We start from the raw sequence: 16009 nt of genomic DNA, 5'->3' as shown, positions 1-16009 counted from the left end.
GGACGGTTCAGCCCTGCGTGTCTGCAAGTGCCGCGTCCAGCGCGGCCAGCAGTTCGTCCACCTCCGCCGCCGTGATGCTCAGCGGCGGCCCCAGCAGCAGGTGATCGCCGCGCACCCCGTCCACCGCGCCGGAGCCGGGGTAGGTGACCAGCCCGCGCGCGCGCGCCGCCGCCGCCACCCGGTCGGCCAGCCCCGGAGTCCCAAACGCCTGACCGGTGGCCGGATCGCCCAGCACCAGTCCCAGCAGCAGCCCGTGACCGCGCGCCTCCAGCACCTGCGGAGACTTCGCCTTCAACTGCTCCAATCCTGCCAGGAGCTGCGCGCCGCGCTCCTTCGCCGCCCTGACCAGCTCCTCACCCTCCACGATGGCCAGCACGCTCAGGCCCGCCGCCACGCTGACCGGGTGACCCGCGTAGGTAAAGCCGTGCTTGAAGGCCCCCGAGCCGCCCATCACGGTGTCGTGGACGGCGGGGCTCGCCATCAATCCGGCCAGCGGGGCGTAGCCGGCGGCCAGCCCCTTGCCCAGCACCACGATGTCGGGCGTCACCTCGTCATGCAGCCGCACGGCCAGCGGCGCGCCGCAGCGGCCCATGCCGCACATCACCTCGTCGGCGATGAACAGCACGCCGGACTCGCGGCAGATTTCAGCGATTCGGGCGTGGTAGCCCGCGCTCGGCGCAAGAGCGGCGTCCGAGGCCCCCACCACCGGCTCGCACATGAAGGCGGCCACCGTGTCCGGCCCCACCTCCTCCAGCAGGGCGCGCAGGCGTTCGGCGTCACGTTCGCCGGACAGGGCTGGGTCAGGCTTGGTGAGTTTGGGCCACGCCGCCTCATTCATCAGCGGCGTGTACAGTTCGCGCCGCGCGCCCATGCCCGAGGCCGCCAGCGCCCCCAGCGACGCGCCGTGGTAGCTGGGGCGGCGCGTGATCACGCGGTAGCGGCCAGTCTCGCCGCGTTCGGCGTGGTACTGGCGCGCCAGCTTAATGGCACTCTCGGTGGCCTCTGAACCGCCGGACACGGCCCAGAAGCGGAACTCAGGGAGTTCCAGAAAGGCGGCCAGCCGGGCGGCGTACTCCTCCAGCACGTCGCTCGAAAACTGCGAGCCGTGGACGAAAGCCAGCCGACGGGCCTGCGCCGCCATCGCGTCAGCCACCGCCGTTCGCCCGTGACCGATGTTGGCGACGAGCGCGCCGGAGCTGCCGTCCAGATAGCGCTTGCCGCTGTCATCGAAGAGGTAGACGCCCTCAGCGTGTGTGGCGACCGGGTAGGGTTTGCGCGAACGGTAGAAGACATTGGACATGGGCCAATCCTAGACTTGCAGCGGCCCCGAATTGAATGGGCCAGCCGCCTCAGCGTCCGGTGTGGCCGTGGCCGCCCTGACGCTGGGGGCCAGCCGCGAAGTCGTCGCCGTCGGCCAGCAGGTACCTCGTGAAGACGGCCTGCGCGATCCGGTCTCCCGCCCGCGCGGTAAAGGGTTCAGGGCCGATGTTGTGAAGCGACAGGCGGATATTGCCGTCGTTGTCGGCGTTGGCGTAGTAGTCGGCGTCCACGATTCCCACCGTGTTGCTGAGCATCACGCCGCGCAGGCCCACGGACGAACGCGGAAACACGCTCAGCACCTCGTCCGGGAGCATGTACGCCTTGAGGTCGGTGACGATGACCGTCGTGGCTCCTGGGACGAGCATAAAAGCCGTCGGCGTGTGCAGATCGTACCCGGCCGAGTGCCTGGACCCCCGGCTGGGAAGTTGAATTTCCATGGCTGGGTGCTGGCGGTGTGCGTCCGTCACCACCTCGAACCCGCGTTGGCGCCCTACCAAGTGTCGCCACCACCCGGCGGCGGCCACAGCTCCAGCGCCTGCCGGACGGTCACGACCTGCCCCAGGTGATAGACGCTGTGGCCCGCGTAGTTGGTCAGCATGGCCGCCAAGGGAACGCCCCGGCTGTCGGGCGCGGCGCACCGTTCGGGATCACGGGCCACGGCCCGCAGCCGGGCGGCGTCGCGCAAAAAGGTGGCGCGTAGCGTGACCCAGTCGTCCGGCAGGGGCCAGCCGTCTCCGGCGTGTTCGGGCATTTGCGGATGGTGCCCATCCAGCGTGGCTAGCAGATGCGCCTGCCAGAACTGGACGTGCGCCACGATCTGCGCGACGCTGTGCGGCAGATGGTTTGGCGTGCGCTCGGCCTCACCGCCCTCCAGCCCCTCCAGCGCCTGCTCCCACGACACGTTGGCCGGGCCGCCCAGGTACAGGTGGCCCACCGCCTTCCCGAAGGTCTCTGCCCCGGACGTTCTGGGGCTGTGCTGTTCGCTCACCAGGTATCGCCTCCTGCCGGTGGGGGCCACGCGCCCAGCGCCTGACGCACCGTCACGATCTGTCCGAAATGATGGGCAGTGTGCAGCGCGAAATCGGCCAGCAGTTCGCCAATCGTCTCCTCATGGTTGACCGGATTGGCCAGATCAGGGCGCGCGGCGTGGGCGTCGATGCGGGCCAGCAGTTCGTAGAATTCGTTCTTTGTGCGGCCCCAGTCGTCCTCGCCGTGCGTGGGCCAGGTGTCGGCGGCGTGGGCCGGGTACGGCTGCGCCTGACCCATCTCGATGGTGTCGAGCATCCAGCGGTTCCACCAGTTGATGTGGGCCAACAGGTCCAGAACGCTGTGCGGCAGCCTGTCCGGCACGCGGGTCGCCGTCTGCGCGTCCAGGCCGCTCAGGCTGGCCTCCACGCCCACAAACGCCTGCCCGCCCCGAAACAGCTTGGGCAGCAATCGGGCGAGGGCCAGCTGGGCACGCTGGCTGCGGTCGTCGTTCGGGCGGTCACCGGGGTGGGTCATGCGGGCATTTTGGCAGAAAGCGGCATTTGCTACGCTGGGCTCAGCATGACTGCAGACCAGTCCCCCGTGATCCGCAGCGCCCACGAGCTGGGGCTGTCCATCCACACGCCGGAGGACCTCAACGGGGTGATCGGCGCCGCCTACGGTCTGGACGGCCTGATCCTGACTGAGACTGACGTGTCGCCGGAGTTTTTCCAGTTGCAGAGCGGGCTGGCCGGCGAGGCGTTTCAGAAATTCACGAACTACCGGTTGCGCGTGGCGCTGGTGCTGGCGGACCCCACCGCTTACGGTGAACGCTTCGCCGAGCTGGCCCACGAACACGCCCGCCACCCCTTGATCCGTTTCGTCCGCAGCGAGGCCGAGGCGCGGGCGTGGCTGAGCGCACCGTAAGGGGACCAGGCGCCCCGGCTCAGTTCAGCTGGTCTTCCCCTTGCCCTTCCCCAGCCTCGGCCGGCGCGAGGAAGGCGGCCAGTTCCGGCGGTACGTCGTCGAACAGGTCGCGCCACTGCGCGCCGTCGAAGGTGACCTCGGATTCCATGAAGGTCTGCGACAGCGGATCGGGGTCCTGCAGGGCGTCCTCGGGCAGGTCCAGGCGCACAGCGACAGGGACGGGCAGCCTCTGGCCTTCTGGCACCTCCAACTCGTCGCCGTACGTCTCACTCAACATCTGGGTGGTCCATTCGGCCCACTCCGCCGCGTTTCCAGCCCCGGTGGCGTCCCGCAGCTCGGCCTGGATGCGCTCCCGGTGCTCCTCCGGCACGTCCTCCTCGAAGTCGACGCGTCCGTCAGCGTGGACCGTCACGCCCACGGTCTCCAGGTCGAAGATGCTGGCGAGTTCGGGCGGCAGGTGGCCGCCGTCCACCTCGGCGTCCGGGTCCGCGTAACTGGCCCAGGTCTCGCCGTCCAGGCTGTAGGCATCGGCCTCCATGACCGGCATGAATTCCACGCCCGCGCGGATGGCGAACACGCCGCCCAGCGGGTTTTGCAGCGGGGCGGGGCGGCGCAACTCGAAGGTGCTGCGGCGCACCAGCGGCACCGGGGCGGCGCGGTCTTCCATGCGCTCGCGGTGAAGCTCGGCCCACAGCGCCTCGGTCTCGCCGTCCCACTCGCGCACCACGTCTTCCAGGGCCTCCAGCAACTCGGCGGGCGGGTCGGGTTCGATGTCGATGCGTCCGGCCTGCCAGTGTTCGGCCTGGAACTGCCCGATGGGCTCGCCCTGAAGGTTGAAGGCCGGGTTGTTCTGAAGCGCCGCCATCACCTGCTGGGGGCTGCGCGGCGCGCCCAGCGTCTCCCAGCGCGTCCCGTCGAAGGAGTGCCGTTGCTCGCGCAGGCGGATCGCGCCGCCCTCCACCGGAATGGACACCTGCTCGCTGCTGGCCCCCTGCGGCCCCAGCGCCAGCTCGCCTGTGATGCGGCGCAGGTCCGGCACAGGCACGGCCTCCACGTCCTCCGGGGTGGTCAGGATTCCGGCGTGGCCGCCCGACAGCACCAGCGACGTGCGGTACTCGCTGGCCCAGGCCGGCCCGCTCGACTGCGTGGCTCGTAGGGCGTCCACAACGGTCCGCGTCAGCCCGGCGTCGTCTGGCCCCCGCACCAGCGTGATCTCGTCGGCCGGGCCAAGCTGCGCCTCGAAGGGATGGACGGTGGGCATCAGGCCCAGTGCTTTGCGTCGTTTGGCTTCACCCATAAGACCTGTAGTCAATCATGGATCGGCTGGCCGTGGAGGCCAGGGGTGCCGGGTGGGGGCTGGAGACCATCAACCCGCACCGACGGGCAACCAAGAAAGACAGGAAGGAGGCTGCCTTTCACGCCTCCTTCCTGTCCTTTGCCTGACTCAGTCCGCCGCTTCGATGCTGTCGTTGTACTCGCGTGGGTCAGAGATATAGCCGCTGACCGCGCTGGCCGCCACCGTGGCGGGCGAGGCCAGATAGATGGCCGCCGACGGATCGCCCATGCGGCCCACGAAGTTGCGGTTGGTGCTGGAGATGCACACGTCGTCCGGCCCCAGCACGCCGCTGTGCATGCCCAGGCACGCGCCGCAACTGGGGTAGCTCACGCTGGCCCCGGCCTCCACGAAGATTTCCAGCAGGCCCTCGCTGGCCGCCTGCTTCCAGATCAGCTGGGTGGCCGGCACCACGATCATCTGCACGCCCTCGGCCACCTTGCGCCCCTTGAGGATGCGGGCCACGTCGCGCAGGTCACCGATGCGTCCGTTGGTGCAACTGCCCACGTAGGCGTGCGTCACGGCAATTTTGTCGCTGCCCGCCACGCGCCCGTTGCTGGGGATGTGCGGGTAGGCCACGGTGGGTTCCACGGCTGAGGCGTCCACATCGATGACCACGCGGTATCTGGCGTCCGCATCCGAGGTGTATTCGGTGTAGTCGCCGGGATGGACGCCGCGCTCGGCGAGGTACGCGCGGGTGGTGTCGTCCACCGCCACAATGCCGGTCTTGCCGCCGGCTTCAATCGCCATGTTGGTCAGGGTGTAGCGCCCTTCCATATCCAGGTGGTCGATGTACTCGCCCACCCACTCCATCACCAGATAATTCGCGCCGTCGGCCCCGATGCGCTTGATGACTTCCAGCACCACGTCCTTGGGCGTCACGCCCGGTTGCGTCTGGCCGGTCACGCGGATCAGCATGGTCTCGGGCACCTTGAACCACACCCGGCCCGCGTAGATCGCCCCGGCCAGATCGGTGCTGCCCACGCCGGTGGCGAAGCAGCCCAGCGCCCCGGCGTTGCAGGTGTGAGAGTCGCCGGACACCAGCGTCTGCCCCGGCTTGATCAGGCCGGTGTTTTCCAGCACCACGTGGGCGATGCCGCCGCGCCCCACGTCGTAGAAGTGCTTGATGCCCTTTTCCTTGACCCAGGACTTGAGCTTCTGGTACATCTGCGCGGCCTTGATGTTCATCGCCGGCACCGAGTGATCCGGCACGGCCACGATCTGATCCGGATTGAACACCCGGTCCATGCCGCGTTCTTCCAGCATGCGCAGGGCGGCGGGCGTGGTGATCTCATGGCACAGCACCCAGTCGGTGTGGCACTCGATCAGCTGGCCGGGCACCACCGTGTCGTGGCCGCTGTGGGCCGCCAGAATCTTTTCCGCAATCGTCATTCCCATCCCCTGATCCTCCCCGAATAAAGTGCCCCCGGACGCCGTGTGGCCTGCCGGGGGCGAACTGAACGCTGCCTTGCGCGTTCAACGCCCTGGACGAAGAAGCGGGGCCGCGAGGGCGGCGCGCTGCGTCCTGTGCCGGGTGCCGAACATGCCGCCGAGTCTAGCGCCGGGGAATGGCCCACGGACCGGGGTGGGATAGATGGGCCGCCGCGCCCTGAAGGTGGGCCGTGACTCTAGCCCTGACCCGCGCCGGGCCGTTAGACTGGGGGCTGTGCTGAACTTGCTGCGGAAGCCCGCTGTGCAGAGTGCCGACCTCGACGAGGGGCTGGCCGCGCTGGGGCTGGACGGCACCCAGCATCTGATCGTCCACGCCAGCCTGAAGTCCTTCGGCACGCTGGACGGCGGGGCCAGAACGCTGGTGGACACGCTGTGGCGCCGCACGGCCACGCTGGTGGCCCCGGCCTTCAGCTACAACACCCTGCTTAACCGGCCCGGCAGCAACGTTCACGCCCGGTTTCACCGGGACACGCGGGTCAGCCGCGACATCGGGCGGGTGTCGCAGGAGCTGGTGGACCGGCGCGACGCGCTGCGCTCGTTTCACCCCACCCTCAGCTTCGTGGCGCTGGGCGACGAGGCCGCGCGCATCACGGCGGCGCAGTCGCTGAACAGCCCGTATCAACCGATCGGGGCGCTGTACGACCTGGACGGCTACGCGCTGCTGATCGGCGTGGATTTCGGCAGCAACACCAGCGTCCATTACGGCGAGTATCTGGCCGGCATGCCCATGCTCACGCGTTACGTGCCGCTGGACGGTCAGGTGCTGCCCACCGCCTTTCCCAACTGCTCGGCCGACTTCGACAACCTGCTGCCCGAGATGGAATTCAAATTCCGCTCGGCGCGTGTCGGTCCTTCCACCCTGCGCCTGTACCGGGTGCGCGATCTGGTGGACGGCACCGTGCGTCTGCTGCGGCGTGACCCGGAAGCCCTGCTGTGCCAGTACCGCGGCTGCCGCTGCCAGGAGGTGCGCCAGACCGTGCGGAGAGATGGGTTGCAGCCACGGGTCCATACGGGGCTGTAACGCCAGAACGGTCATTTCGCCTCCAGGTTTCTGCGGACAGCCCGTCCTATACTCGGTCCGAACGCGAATTCAATCACGGCAGTTCTGGTCTGTGCCGAACCCATCGGCCCGGTCCGGCATGCCGCTTCTCTCCTTCGCGCGGAGGCTCTAAAGATGCAGAGCGAACAAGGTTCAGCGGGGCGGCAGCGTTTTGAGTATGTGGTGATCGGCGCGGGTTCGGGCGGCTGCGCCGTGTCGGCCCGCCTGCAGCAGGCCGGGGCGCAGGTGCTGCTGCTGGAGGCCGGAGTGCCGGACGAGACGCCCGAAATCCACATCCCAGCTGCCTTTCCCAAGCTGTTCAAGTCGCCGCTGGACTGGAACTACGAGACCGAGGCGCAGGAACACCTGAATGGGCGCAAGCTGTACTGGCCGCGCGGCAAGATGCTGGGCGGCAGCAGCAGCATCAACGCCATGATCTACATTCGTGGCCACCGCGCCGACTACGACGGCTGGGCGGCGGCGGGCAACCGGGGCTGGGGCTACGACGACGTGCTGCCGTATTTTCTGCGCTCCGAGGACTTCGAGGACGGCCAGAGCGAGTACCACAACGCGGGCGGGCCGCTGCACGTCGAGAACCGCCGTTACACCCACGAGATCTGCGACGCCATCACCGAGGGTTTCAAGGAACTGGGTCACCCCGCCAACGACGACTTCAACGGCGAGAGGATGGAAGGCGTGGGCCGGTTCCACGTCACGCAAAAGGGCGGCGCGCGGCACTCGGCGGCTTCTGCCTACCTGCGCCCGGCCCTGGCGAGCGACGGCCCCGGCCGACTGGAAGCCCGCACGGGGGCGCACGTTACCCGTATTCTCTTCGATGGCAGGAAGGCCGTGGGCGTGGAGTATCTGGACGGCACGGAAACCCGGCAGGTGATGGCCGAGAGGGGCGTCATTCTGGCGGCGGGCGCCATCACCAGTCCGCACCTGCTGATGCTGTCGGGCGTGGGCGAGCGGGCGGCGCTGGAAGCGGCGGGGGTGGAGGTCCTGCATGATCTGCCCGGCGTGGGTCAGAACCTGCAAGACCACCTGTTCGTGCCGGTGGTCTACGCCACCGAGACGCCGGGGCTGAAGGACGCGACGGGCGAGGCCCAGATGACCCTGTACATGAGTGAGCAGCGCGGGATGCTGTGCAGCAATGTGGGCGAGACGGGCGGCTTCATGAAGACCGACGCGTCGCTGCCCGCCCCGGACCTGCAATTCCACAACGGCGCGGCGCTGTTCGTGGATCACGGCTTCATGGAACTGGACGGCCACCACTACACGTTGCTGCCCTCGCTGGTGGCCCCTCGCAGCCGGGGCCGGATTCGCATTGCCAGCGATGATCCGCAGGCCCGCCCGCTGATCGAGCCGGACTACCTCTCGGACCCACACGACATGGACGTGCTGCTGGCCGGGGTGAAGCTGGCCCGGCAGGTGGGCGACACCGAAGCTCTGGCCAAATACCGCCTGAGCGAAGTAATGCCCGGCGAGGCCGTGACCGAACGCGCCGAGCTGGAAAACTACATCCGCGAGCAGGCCATGACCATCTACCATCCCGTCGGCACCTGCAAGATGGGGAATGACGATCTGGCCGTGGTGGACGATGAATTGCGGGTCCGTGGTCTGGAAAACCTGTGGATCGCCGACGCCAGCGTGATGCCCGTCATCCCGCGCGGCAACACCAACGCGCCCACCATCATGATCGCGGAGAAGGCCGCCGACTTGATTCTGGGCCGGGACGCTCTGCCTTCGCGGGGAGCCGAGGCGATGGCCGTCTCTGCCGACTGATACGGACTCCGATTGAAAGGTGTTGAAAACACCTGGAAATCCGAGCGAAGCGAGAATGAGGAAAACGGGTTCCGGACGTGGAGTGTAGAGATCGGAGCTGTCCCGATGTCTACACGAAACAAACGGAATCCGTATGAGCGGTAGCGGCTGGGCAGGGCGTTACGGCGAAGAGGGTTCGTCTGTGGCGCCCAGTTTCATGTGGGCCTCCGCGGGCAGGCGCGAGCGCAGCAGCTTGCCCGTTGGTGTGCGCGGCAGCGCGTCCAGCAGCGTGATTTTCTGCGGGCGGAACATGCGGGGCAGCAGCGGACGCAACTGGTCCTGAAGCTGTTCAGACGTAACCTCGTGACCGAACTTCAGAACGATATAGGCGTGAATGCCCGTCCCGAACTCGGCGCAGGGGACGCCCACCACGGCGCACTCGGCCACCTCGTCCAGCGTGGCGATGCGGTCTTCCAGACTGGCCGGTAAGACGTTCTCGCCGCCACAGTTCAGCAGCTCGTCGGCGCGGCCCTGCAGGGTCAGGCGGCCCGCCGGATCACGCGAGGCCAGATCGCCCGTGTCGTGTCCATTCACGATCACGCGGCCCACCTCTCCGCGAAGCTCGAGGGTCACCCCTCGCAAAGCCCGGCCCACGCTTCCCGGCGCGGCGCGCAGATCTGCAGGCGTCGCCAGGGAGATCAACCCTGTCTCAGTCGAGCCGTAAAGATTGAACAGGACGTCCCCGAAGTGGTCCAGCGCTGACAATGCCAGCGGTGCGCCCAGTGGGGCCGAGCCGCAGACGATGGTGTGCAGGGCAGGGGCGGCCCGCCTGTCCGGCCCGTCCAGCAACCGGTGAAGGAGGGTGGGCACCAGCACCAGAATCTCGATGCCTTCCTGTTGCAGGGTGCGCCACATCGCTTCCGCCGTCGGGCGGCACAGGTGCAGGGGGGCGCCCAGGGCCAGCGCCATGCCCAGCGTCGCCAGACCATGTCCGTGAAACAGCGGCAGGGGCAGCAGCGTCGGCGCACCCGCCCGCAGCGGCAGGGCGTCCACCAGCGCGCCTGCCACACGCAGCCCGGCCCACAGCCCCACGCGCGAGCGCACGGCTCTGGGCGTCCCCGTGCTGCCGGAAGTCAACAGGACCAGTGGACCGATGCGGGGCAGAAATGGGGGAGACTTCGCGTCTGCGGGTCCCAGTTCAGAGAGGGACAGGACCGTCAGGCCCGCATCCACCTGTCCAGGCAGTCGTTCCGGCCAGTCGCCGTCGCAGATCAGCAAACTCAACTGTTGCTCCCGCTCCACCCGTCCGATCTCGGCGGCGGAATGGGAAGTGTTGAGGAGGACGGTTCTCGCGCCGAGGCGAACGCAGGCCAGCAGCGCGGCCACGAACTCTGTACTGTTGCCGCCCAGCAGACCCACTGCCGCGCCGGGTTTAACTTGGCGGGAGAGGATGGCGGTGATGGCGTCCGCCCGTGCCAGCAACTCCGCGTAAGTGAGTGGACCGTGCTCGTCCACCAGGGCCACCGCGTTCGGAATCCGGCGCGCGTTCCAGGCGGCCAGCCCGTACAGCGTCGGCCCATGCCGGAGCAGCGTCCAGCCCAGCCCCAGCGCGGCCCGAGCCGGCTGCGGCCCAAGAACGCCCGTGCGCCGGATGGCGGCCGGCAGGTTCACTGGTTGCGCCCTCGCGTCAGCCGCCGCTCCATCTCTTCCAGACCGCCCAGCGCCCGGTCCAGCCCCTTCGGAAACAGCAGCGCCGCCACCTGTTGCCCTTTCAGCCACCACGGGGCCACCCGGCGCACAGGTTTGAGAAGTGGATACACCACCGACTGCGCGGCTTCCAGTGGGGTCAGGGCCGGGGCAAATCGGTAGGCGCGGGTGGGCGCGATCATGCGGGTGCGGACCAGGGGCAGATACACGCTGGACACGCGCACGCCACGCCCGCGCAGCTCGTTGCCCACGCTGCCCAGCCACAGGTCAAAGCCCGCCTTGCTGCCCTGATACGCGGCCCAGCGCGGAATGCCCGGCGGCAGGGCCGAGGCGCTGGACACATTGACGATGGTCCCGCCGCCCCCCGCCACCATGCGCGGCAGCAGCGCCAGCAGCAGCGCGGCGGGACCGCTGAAATTGACCGCCAGCAGGCGGCCCAGGTCAGCCCTCTCGCTCGACTCAAGCGCCGGGCGGCGAATCGAATGCCCCGCGTTGCTGACCACGGCGTCGATGCGGGGGTGGTTCGCCCCGATCTGCGCGGCCACGGCCCCCACCGCCACCGGGTCAGTCAGGTCCAGACGGTAGACGCTGGCCTGTCCACCCGCCCGCCGAATCTGCGAGGCTATCTCTTCCAACCGCTCCCCACTTCTCGCCAGCAACAGCACTTCCGCGCCGCAGGCGGCCAGCAGCCGCGCCGTCGCCTCGCCGATGCCGTGGGACGCGCCCGTGATCAGAATGGTTTGGCCGCCCACCGCCGCGGCCAACTGCCGAGCGTCACGGCAGGCGGGCGGCGACACCAGGAGTCTCGGCAGGGAGGTCAGCGGCGCGGCCATCTCAACCCGGCCTCTAGCCCACCGTCTCCATCGCCCGTGGGTAGCTGCCGATGATCTTGGCGTAACTGGCCTTGCGTAGTACCCCGGCCAGCGCCTGGGCGACCTGCGGGTCACGGGAGTCGCCCTCAATGTCCACGTACATCAGGTAGCTCCAGGCACGGTCCCGGCGTGGGCGGCTCTCGATGCGGCTCAGGTTCAGGCCGCTCAGCTCGTTCAGGGTCTCTACCAGAAAACCGGGGGTGTGGCGCACGGCGAACACCAGACTGGTCTTGTGCGGCGCGTCGCTGGGGGCCGGTTCATGACGCGACAGGACCATGAAGCGGGTGTAGTTGAACGGCTCGTCCTCGATCTCCTGGGCCAGGATGTTCAGGCCGTACAGCTCGGCGGCGCGGCGGCTGGCGATGGCCGCCTCGTCCCGTCCCCCGCCGGCAGCCCCACGCTCGGCCAGCTCACGCGCGCTGCCAGCAGTGTCGTGGGCGGCGACGGGCTGCAGGCCGTACTTGCGAATCAATTCCGTGCACTGGTCGAGGGCGGGCTGCTGGCTGGCCACGCTTTTCAGGTCCGACAGTTCCACCCCCGGCAACGCCATCAGGCAGTGGCTCACGCGCACCACCACCTCGCCGATCACGTGAAGATCGGTGTCACTCAGCAGATCGATGGACTGGTGGATCGCGCCCATCAGGCTGTTTTCCACCGGCAGCACGCCGTACTGCGCCTCGCCGCCCTCCACCGCCTGGGCCACGCCGTGAAAGGTGGGGTAGCCGCGCGTGTGCCGCTGGGCTCCGGCTTCCGGCACGGCATTCAGCGCGGCGATCTCGCCGTACGCGCCTGGATTGCCCTGAAAGGCGACGGTGACGGTCTCGGGCACAGGCTCAGTCATGGCGCTCACTCATGCCCGTGAGGCTAGCGCACGGCGTTCGGTCGCCCCTGGGGTCAGGTCAGGCAGGCTGCCGCCCGACAACGCGTTCATCCCCACAGCCGCGCCTCCGGCCCGCCCGTTACAGTGGGCCCCATGACCCTGCCCCTGCCCGATCCCATCCTCGATCTGGACGCCACCGATCTGGCCGACGCCACCCGGCGCGGTGACCTGACCTGCGGCGAGGTGACGCGTGCGTATCTGGACCGGCTGGAGGCCCTGAATCCGCGCCTGCGCGCCGTGATCACGGTGCACCCCTACGCCCGCGCCGTGGCCGACGCGCTGGACGCCCTGCCCCCCGAGCAACGCGGCCCGCTGCACGGCTGCCCGCTGCTGATCAAGGACAACATCGACGTGGCGGGGCTGCCCACGACGGCGGGCAGCGCCCTGATGGCCGCACACGTGCCCACGGTCGACGCGCCGCTGGTGGCCCGGCTGCGCGCGGCGGGCGCGGTGGTGCTGGGCAAGGCCAACATGACCGAGTGGGCCAACTTCATGACGCTGGGCATGGCCAACGGCTATTCCTCGCTGGGCGGGCAGACGGTCAACCCCTGGGGCGAAGAACACGACACCGGCGGCAGTTCCTCGGGCAGTGGGGTGGCGGTGGCGGCGCGGCTGTGCGTGGCGGCGGTGGGCACCGAGACCAGCGGCAGCGTCGTCAGTCCGGCGCACGAGAGCGGCGTGGTGGGCCTCAAGCCCACGCTGGGGCTGGTGCCGCGCACCGGGATCGTGCCGATCAGCCACAGCCAGGACACGGCGGGGCCGATCACCCGCAGCGCCAGGGACGCGCTGTTGCTGCTGGCCGTCATGGCCGGGCCGGACGAGCGGGACGAGGCCAGCCGCCGCCGGCCGGTGCCCGAACTGGAGTTGACCTCCCACGCCCTGAAGGGCGCGAGGATCGGCATCGTGACCGATGAGAAGGGCGCCTCGGAGACCGACGCCGCCACTCTGCGGCTGGCCCGCGCCGCGCTGGAGCGGGCCGGGGCCACCGTGCAGGACGTGACGTTTCCCAGCCGCGCCGAACTGGACCGCAACGGCGTGATGCTCGAAGTTCTGGAGTACGAGTTCAAGGGGGACCTGAATGCCTATCTGTCCGGCGTCACGGACGGTCCACGCACGCTGGCCGACGTGATTGCCGGCAACCAGGCCCAGGCCGAACGCTGCCTGAAGTACGGGCAGACCTTTCTGCACGCCGCCCAGGGCACGCGCGGTGACGCCAGCGAGCCGGGCTACCACCTGGCCCGCGCCCGTGACCTGCGCCTGGCCCGCGAACAGGGCTTCGATCTGCTGTTCGCGGCCGGGTTGGACGCCGTGGTCTTTCCGGGCATCCACGGCTGCGCGTTGGCGGCCAAGGCCGGGTATCCCAGTCTGGCCCTGCCCGTTCAGGCGCCGGACGCGGCGGCCCACGCCCGGCCCGGCGGCGTGCTGCTGGTGGCCCCGGCTGGAGCGGACGCCGCGCTGCTGTCGCTGGCCGCCGACCTGGAAAGCGGCGTAGGTGGCGTGCGTTTTCCCGTGCTGGACTAGCCTGCCCGGAGGCTGGAGCGGGTGAGCCTTGTGCAGCGCCGCGAGGGGTCTCCTGGCCGTCAGCCGGGCGTTTATAGTGGGCCGCATATGAAAATCCGAGTGGCCGCTGCCTTTCTCGCCGCGTCGACGTTGTGTGGGGCCGTCCTGTCCGGGTCCGCCGCGGCCCAGGTGCTGCCCAAGGCCACGCGTGACCGGATCGTCCAGTCCACCGTGATGCTGATGCCCACCGGGGCGGACGGGAAGATCGACGGCACGCTGGGCAGCGGCTCGGTGATCAGCCCGGCCGGGTACATCCTGACCAACTTTCACGTCGTCGGCGACACCGAGACCCGCAAGGTCTCCGAGTGGATTCTGGTGCGAACCGTCAAGTTCGTGGACCGTGAACCGGAACCCACGTACTGGGGCAAGGTGGTGGCCGCCGATCCCAATCTGGATCTGGCAGTGGTCCGCATTCTGGAAACCTTCGATCAGAAGCCGGTGGGCGGGCTGAACCTGCCGTTCGTGGACCTGGGCGATTCCAATGTCCTGACCGTGGGCGATCCCATTTTTGTGTTCGGCTTTCCCGGCACCGGCGGCGACACCCTGACCTACACCAGCGGCTCGGTCAGCGGTTTTACCGGCGAGAACACCCAGGGCAGCGGGCGGCAGTGGATCAAGCACGACGCCCAGACCGGTCCCGGCAATTCCGGCGGCGGCGTGTTCGACGAGAAGGGCCTGCTGATCGGGGTGAACAGCGCCATCAACGTCAACAAGTCCAGCAGCACCATCACCCCCTTCGCCCGTCCGCTGGCGGTGGCCTGGGGCCTGATCACGCCCAACGTGCCAAAATTTGTGGTGCGCGGCGCGGGGTCTGGTGGGGCAGCGGCCTCCGCGCCCTCCGGGACGGGTGCAGGAACCCCAGCGTCCGGCAGCGCCACGCCCCAGCCGCAGTGGCCGCCCACCATCGCCCCCGGCCAGAGCTATCAGGTCAACATTCTGCGGGGTAGCGGCACGCCCAGAACGGAAAGCTGGGCGCTGACCCTGAATGACCGCGCCAGCAACGGTGATCTCAAGGGCACGGCGACCCAGGGCAGCCAGACCCAGACCGGGTATGTCGCCTACGACCAGAAAGCGGATCTGGTCTGGATCGACCTGACCCGGGACGGCAAGTCCATGACCAGTTGTGCTTTCGAGGTCAGTGGGCTGCGGACCAGTCCGTGGGTGGGGCGCGCGTTCTATTACCGCGACACCAACGCTGATCCGGAGCGCATCGGCGACTGTCAGGCGCTGGTCAGGACCGGGGCGGCGCCTGCCGGAAACGCCGCGTCCACACCGCCGACCGGCGCGGCAGCCCTGAAATGGCCGGTCAAACCCGCAGTCGGGCAGACCTGGACCGTGGAAGTCGAGGGCCGCGGCATGTGGACGCTGCCGCTGGGCAGCCGCACAGACAAGGGCAATCCGGCGGGGACGGCGGTTGCGCCGGGTGGGCAGCAGTGGAACGCGGTCTACTACTACATCAACAACAGTAGCGGCGAGGGCGTGATCCTCGACATGACCGCCGACGGGCAGACGTACCTTGGCTGCGAGTTCGTCAAGAGCGGCCTGTCTGGCCGCAGTCTGCGCGGCAAGGCGTTCCTGTATGTTTCCAAGGACGATACGCAGGGCACGGGACTGGGCAGTTGCGTCGCCACGCTGAAATAGACACAGGCGGTCAGGCAAGGGGTATCGGTGTTAGCGCTGACGCCCCTCCAATTCCTGTATCCGCGCTTCCAGCTCACGGATTTTCGCTTGCCCTGCGCCGCCCGTCACTCGCCTGACCAACCAGACCGCTCCGGCAATGCTTCCAGTCAGGAGAGCGAGGACAATACGGACTCCGATTGGAAGGTGTTGAAAACACCTGAAAATCCGAGCGAAGCGAGCAGGAGAGAAACGGGTTCCGGACGTGGAGTGTGGAAATCGGAGCTGTCCCGATTTCCACACGAAACAAACGGAATCCGTATAAGGAGCATTTCTGGGATTCCCATAGGTGAAGTTTAATCGTCGCGGTGGGGAGCGGGGCCACCACGAAGCCGTCCGGTAGATGAGGGGGCAATATGACGGGTTAAGACTTTAGCGCCTGCGCCCTCTGTACCGGACATCTTCGAGTTGAGGCTGTGCTGGACGGGAAATCCCTGAACGTGTGACAGGTTGCGAATCGGCAGGATAAACGGCGGTGTTTTGGGTGTGTGACGACTCCAAAACCCGCCGAT

At 68.5% G+C, this 16009-nt stretch carries 15 protein-coding genes; 5 read left to right on the top strand and 10 right to left on the bottom strand.

What is annotated here, in order from left to right; all coding sequences use genetic code 11:
• Positions 1-7: 7 nt before the first annotated feature.
• Genes FHR04_RS15795 through FHR04_RS15780 form a run of 4 tightly spaced genes read right to left on the bottom strand, consistent with a single transcriptional unit; the run spans position 8 to position 2823 of the window.
• Positions 8-1300 carry an aminotransferase family protein gene (locus tag FHR04_RS15795; RefSeq protein ID WP_139404261.1) on the bottom strand — a complete coding sequence of 431 codons (1293 nt, stop codon included), beginning with the start codon at positions 1298-1300 and terminating at the stop codon, positions 8-10.
• A 49-nt stretch (positions 1301-1349) separates the two neighbouring features.
• Entirely contained in the window at positions 1350-1757 is a 408-nt protein-coding gene (locus FHR04_RS15790) for a dCTP deaminase domain-containing protein (RefSeq protein ID WP_139404260.1), read from the bottom strand.
• Between the two features lie 53 nt (positions 1758-1810).
• Positions 1811-2308, bottom strand: a complete 498-nt coding sequence (locus FHR04_RS15785) for a DinB family protein (protein ID WP_139404259.1) — start codon at positions 2306-2308, stop codon at positions 1811-1813.
• On the bottom strand, positions 2305-2823 hold the full coding sequence (locus FHR04_RS15780; protein ID WP_139404258.1) for a DinB family protein: 519 nt from the start codon (positions 2821-2823) through the stop codon (positions 2305-2307). Before FHR04_RS15780 ends, FHR04_RS15785 begins: the two co-directional genes overlap by 4 nt.
• Positions 2824-2868: 45 nt before the next feature.
• On the opposite strand from FHR04_RS15780, the gene FHR04_RS15775 reads away from it, so the two are divergent.
• Positions 2869-3213, top strand: coding sequence for a DUF4180 domain-containing protein (locus FHR04_RS15775; RefSeq protein ID WP_139404257.1), 345 nt, complete (start codon positions 2869-2871; stop codon positions 3211-3213).
• Between the two features lie 19 nt (positions 3214-3232).
• On the opposite strand, the gene FHR04_RS15770 is transcribed toward FHR04_RS15775, so the two are convergent.
• Together FHR04_RS15770 and FHR04_RS15765 are read right to left on the bottom strand one after the other, a co-directional pair.
• Positions 3233-4510 carry a hypothetical protein gene (locus FHR04_RS15770; RefSeq protein WP_139404256.1) on the bottom strand — a complete coding sequence of 426 codons (1278 nt, stop codon included), beginning with the start codon at positions 4508-4510 and terminating at the stop codon, positions 3233-3235.
• A gap of 147 nt (positions 4511-4657) precedes the next feature.
• Complete coding sequence (locus FHR04_RS15765; protein WP_139404255.1) at positions 4658-5944, bottom strand: 3-isopropylmalate dehydratase large subunit; 1287 nt, start codon at positions 5942-5944, stop codon at positions 4658-4660.
• A 268-nt stretch (positions 5945-6212) separates the two neighbouring features.
• Between FHR04_RS15765 and FHR04_RS15760 the strand changes: the two genes are divergently transcribed.
• Together FHR04_RS15760 and FHR04_RS15755 are read left to right on the top strand one after the other, a co-directional pair.
• The gene (locus tag FHR04_RS15760; protein ID WP_170213984.1) at positions 6213-7019 is read left to right on the top strand and encodes an AAC(3) family N-acetyltransferase; all 807 of its coding nucleotides are present in this window, start codon (positions 6213-6215) and stop codon (positions 7017-7019) included.
• Between the two features lie 153 nt (positions 7020-7172).
• A complete protein-coding gene (locus FHR04_RS15755; RefSeq protein ID WP_139404254.1) occupies positions 7173-8822 on the top strand; it encodes a GMC family oxidoreductase in 1650 nt (549 codons plus the stop codon).
• 159 nt (positions 8823-8981) lie between these two features.
• On the opposite strand, the gene FHR04_RS15750 is transcribed toward FHR04_RS15755, so the two are convergent.
• From FHR04_RS15750 to FHR04_RS15740, 3 genes are read right to left on the bottom strand one after another with little or no spacing between them, the layout of a single operon-like run.
• Positions 8982-10472 carry an AMP-binding protein gene (locus tag FHR04_RS15750; protein ID WP_170213983.1) on the bottom strand — a complete coding sequence of 497 codons (1491 nt, stop codon included), beginning with the start codon at positions 10470-10472 and terminating at the stop codon, positions 8982-8984.
• Complete coding sequence (locus FHR04_RS15745) at positions 10469-11341, bottom strand: SDR family NAD(P)-dependent oxidoreductase (RefSeq protein WP_139404252.1); 873 nt, start codon at positions 11339-11341, stop codon at positions 10469-10471. The genes FHR04_RS15750 and FHR04_RS15745 overlap by 4 nt, the downstream gene beginning before the upstream one ends.
• A gap of 13 nt (positions 11342-11354) precedes the next feature.
• Positions 11355-12221, bottom strand: a complete 867-nt coding sequence (locus FHR04_RS15740) for a prephenate dehydratase (RefSeq protein ID WP_139404251.1) — start codon at positions 12219-12221, stop codon at positions 11355-11357.
• Positions 12222-12353: 132 nt separating this feature from the next.
• Between FHR04_RS15740 and FHR04_RS15735 the strand changes: the two genes are divergently transcribed.
• Together FHR04_RS15735 and FHR04_RS15730 are read left to right on the top strand one after the other, a co-directional pair.
• A complete protein-coding gene (locus FHR04_RS15735; protein WP_139404250.1) occupies positions 12354-13781 on the top strand; it encodes an amidase family protein in 1428 nt (475 codons plus the stop codon).
• A gap of 87 nt (positions 13782-13868) precedes the next feature.
• Entirely contained in the window at positions 13869-15461 is a 1593-nt protein-coding gene (locus FHR04_RS15730; RefSeq protein ID WP_139404249.1) for a S1C family serine protease, read from the top strand.
• Positions 15462-15793: 332 nt separating this feature from the next.
• Here the strand turns inward: FHR04_RS15730 and FHR04_RS21205 are convergent.
• On the bottom strand, positions 15794-16009 hold a 216-nt coding region (locus FHR04_RS21205; protein ID WP_211344209.1), incomplete at its 5' end, for a hypothetical protein.

This window comes from Deinococcus radiopugnans ATCC 19172 (assembly GCF_006335125.1).
GTDB lineage: Bacteria > Deinococcota > Deinococci > Deinococcales > Deinococcaceae > Deinococcus > Deinococcus radiopugnans.
This window is presented reverse-complemented; position numbering and strand designations above follow the sequence as displayed.

What these genes read in the sequence shown, in the direction of transcription:
- FHR04_RS15795 (WP_139404261.1), bottom strand. Translation starts at nt 1,300, where the DNA reads ATGTCCAATGTCTTCTACCGTTCGCGCAAACCCTACCCGGTCGCCACA.
- FHR04_RS15740 (WP_139404251.1), bottom strand. Translation starts at nt 12,221, where the DNA reads ATGACTGAGCCTGTGCCCGAGACCGTCACCGTCGCCTTTCAGGGCAAT.
- FHR04_RS15775 (WP_139404257.1), top strand. Translation starts at nt 2,869, where the DNA reads ATGACTGCAGACCAGTCCCCCGTGATCCGCAGCGCCCACGAGCTGGGG.
- FHR04_RS15790 (WP_139404260.1), bottom strand. Translation starts at nt 1,757, where the DNA reads ATGGAAATTCAACTTCCCAGCCGGGGGTCCAGGCACTCGGCCGGGTAC.
- FHR04_RS15770 (WP_139404256.1), bottom strand. Translation starts at nt 4,510, where the DNA reads ATGGGTGAAGCCAAACGACGCAAAGCACTGGGCCTGATGCCCACCGTC.
- FHR04_RS15765 (WP_139404255.1), bottom strand. Translation starts at nt 5,944, where the DNA reads ATGGGAATGACGATTGCGGAAAAGATTCTGGCGGCCCACAGCGGCCAC.
- FHR04_RS15730 (WP_139404249.1), top strand. Translation starts at nt 13,869, where the DNA reads ATGAAAATCCGAGTGGCCGCTGCCTTTCTCGCCGCGTCGACGTTGTGT.
- FHR04_RS15745 (WP_139404252.1), bottom strand. Translation starts at nt 11,341, where the DNA reads ATGGCCGCGCCGCTGACCTCCCTGCCGAGACTCCTGGTGTCGCCGCCC.
- FHR04_RS15755 (WP_139404254.1), top strand. Translation starts at nt 7,173, where the DNA reads ATGCAGAGCGAACAAGGTTCAGCGGGGCGGCAGCGTTTTGAGTATGTG.
- FHR04_RS15735 (WP_139404250.1), top strand. Translation starts at nt 12,354, where the DNA reads ATGACCCTGCCCCTGCCCGATCCCATCCTCGATCTGGACGCCACCGAT.
- FHR04_RS15780 (WP_139404258.1), bottom strand. Translation starts at nt 2,823, where the DNA reads ATGACCCACCCCGGTGACCGCCCGAACGACGACCGCAGCCAGCGTGCC.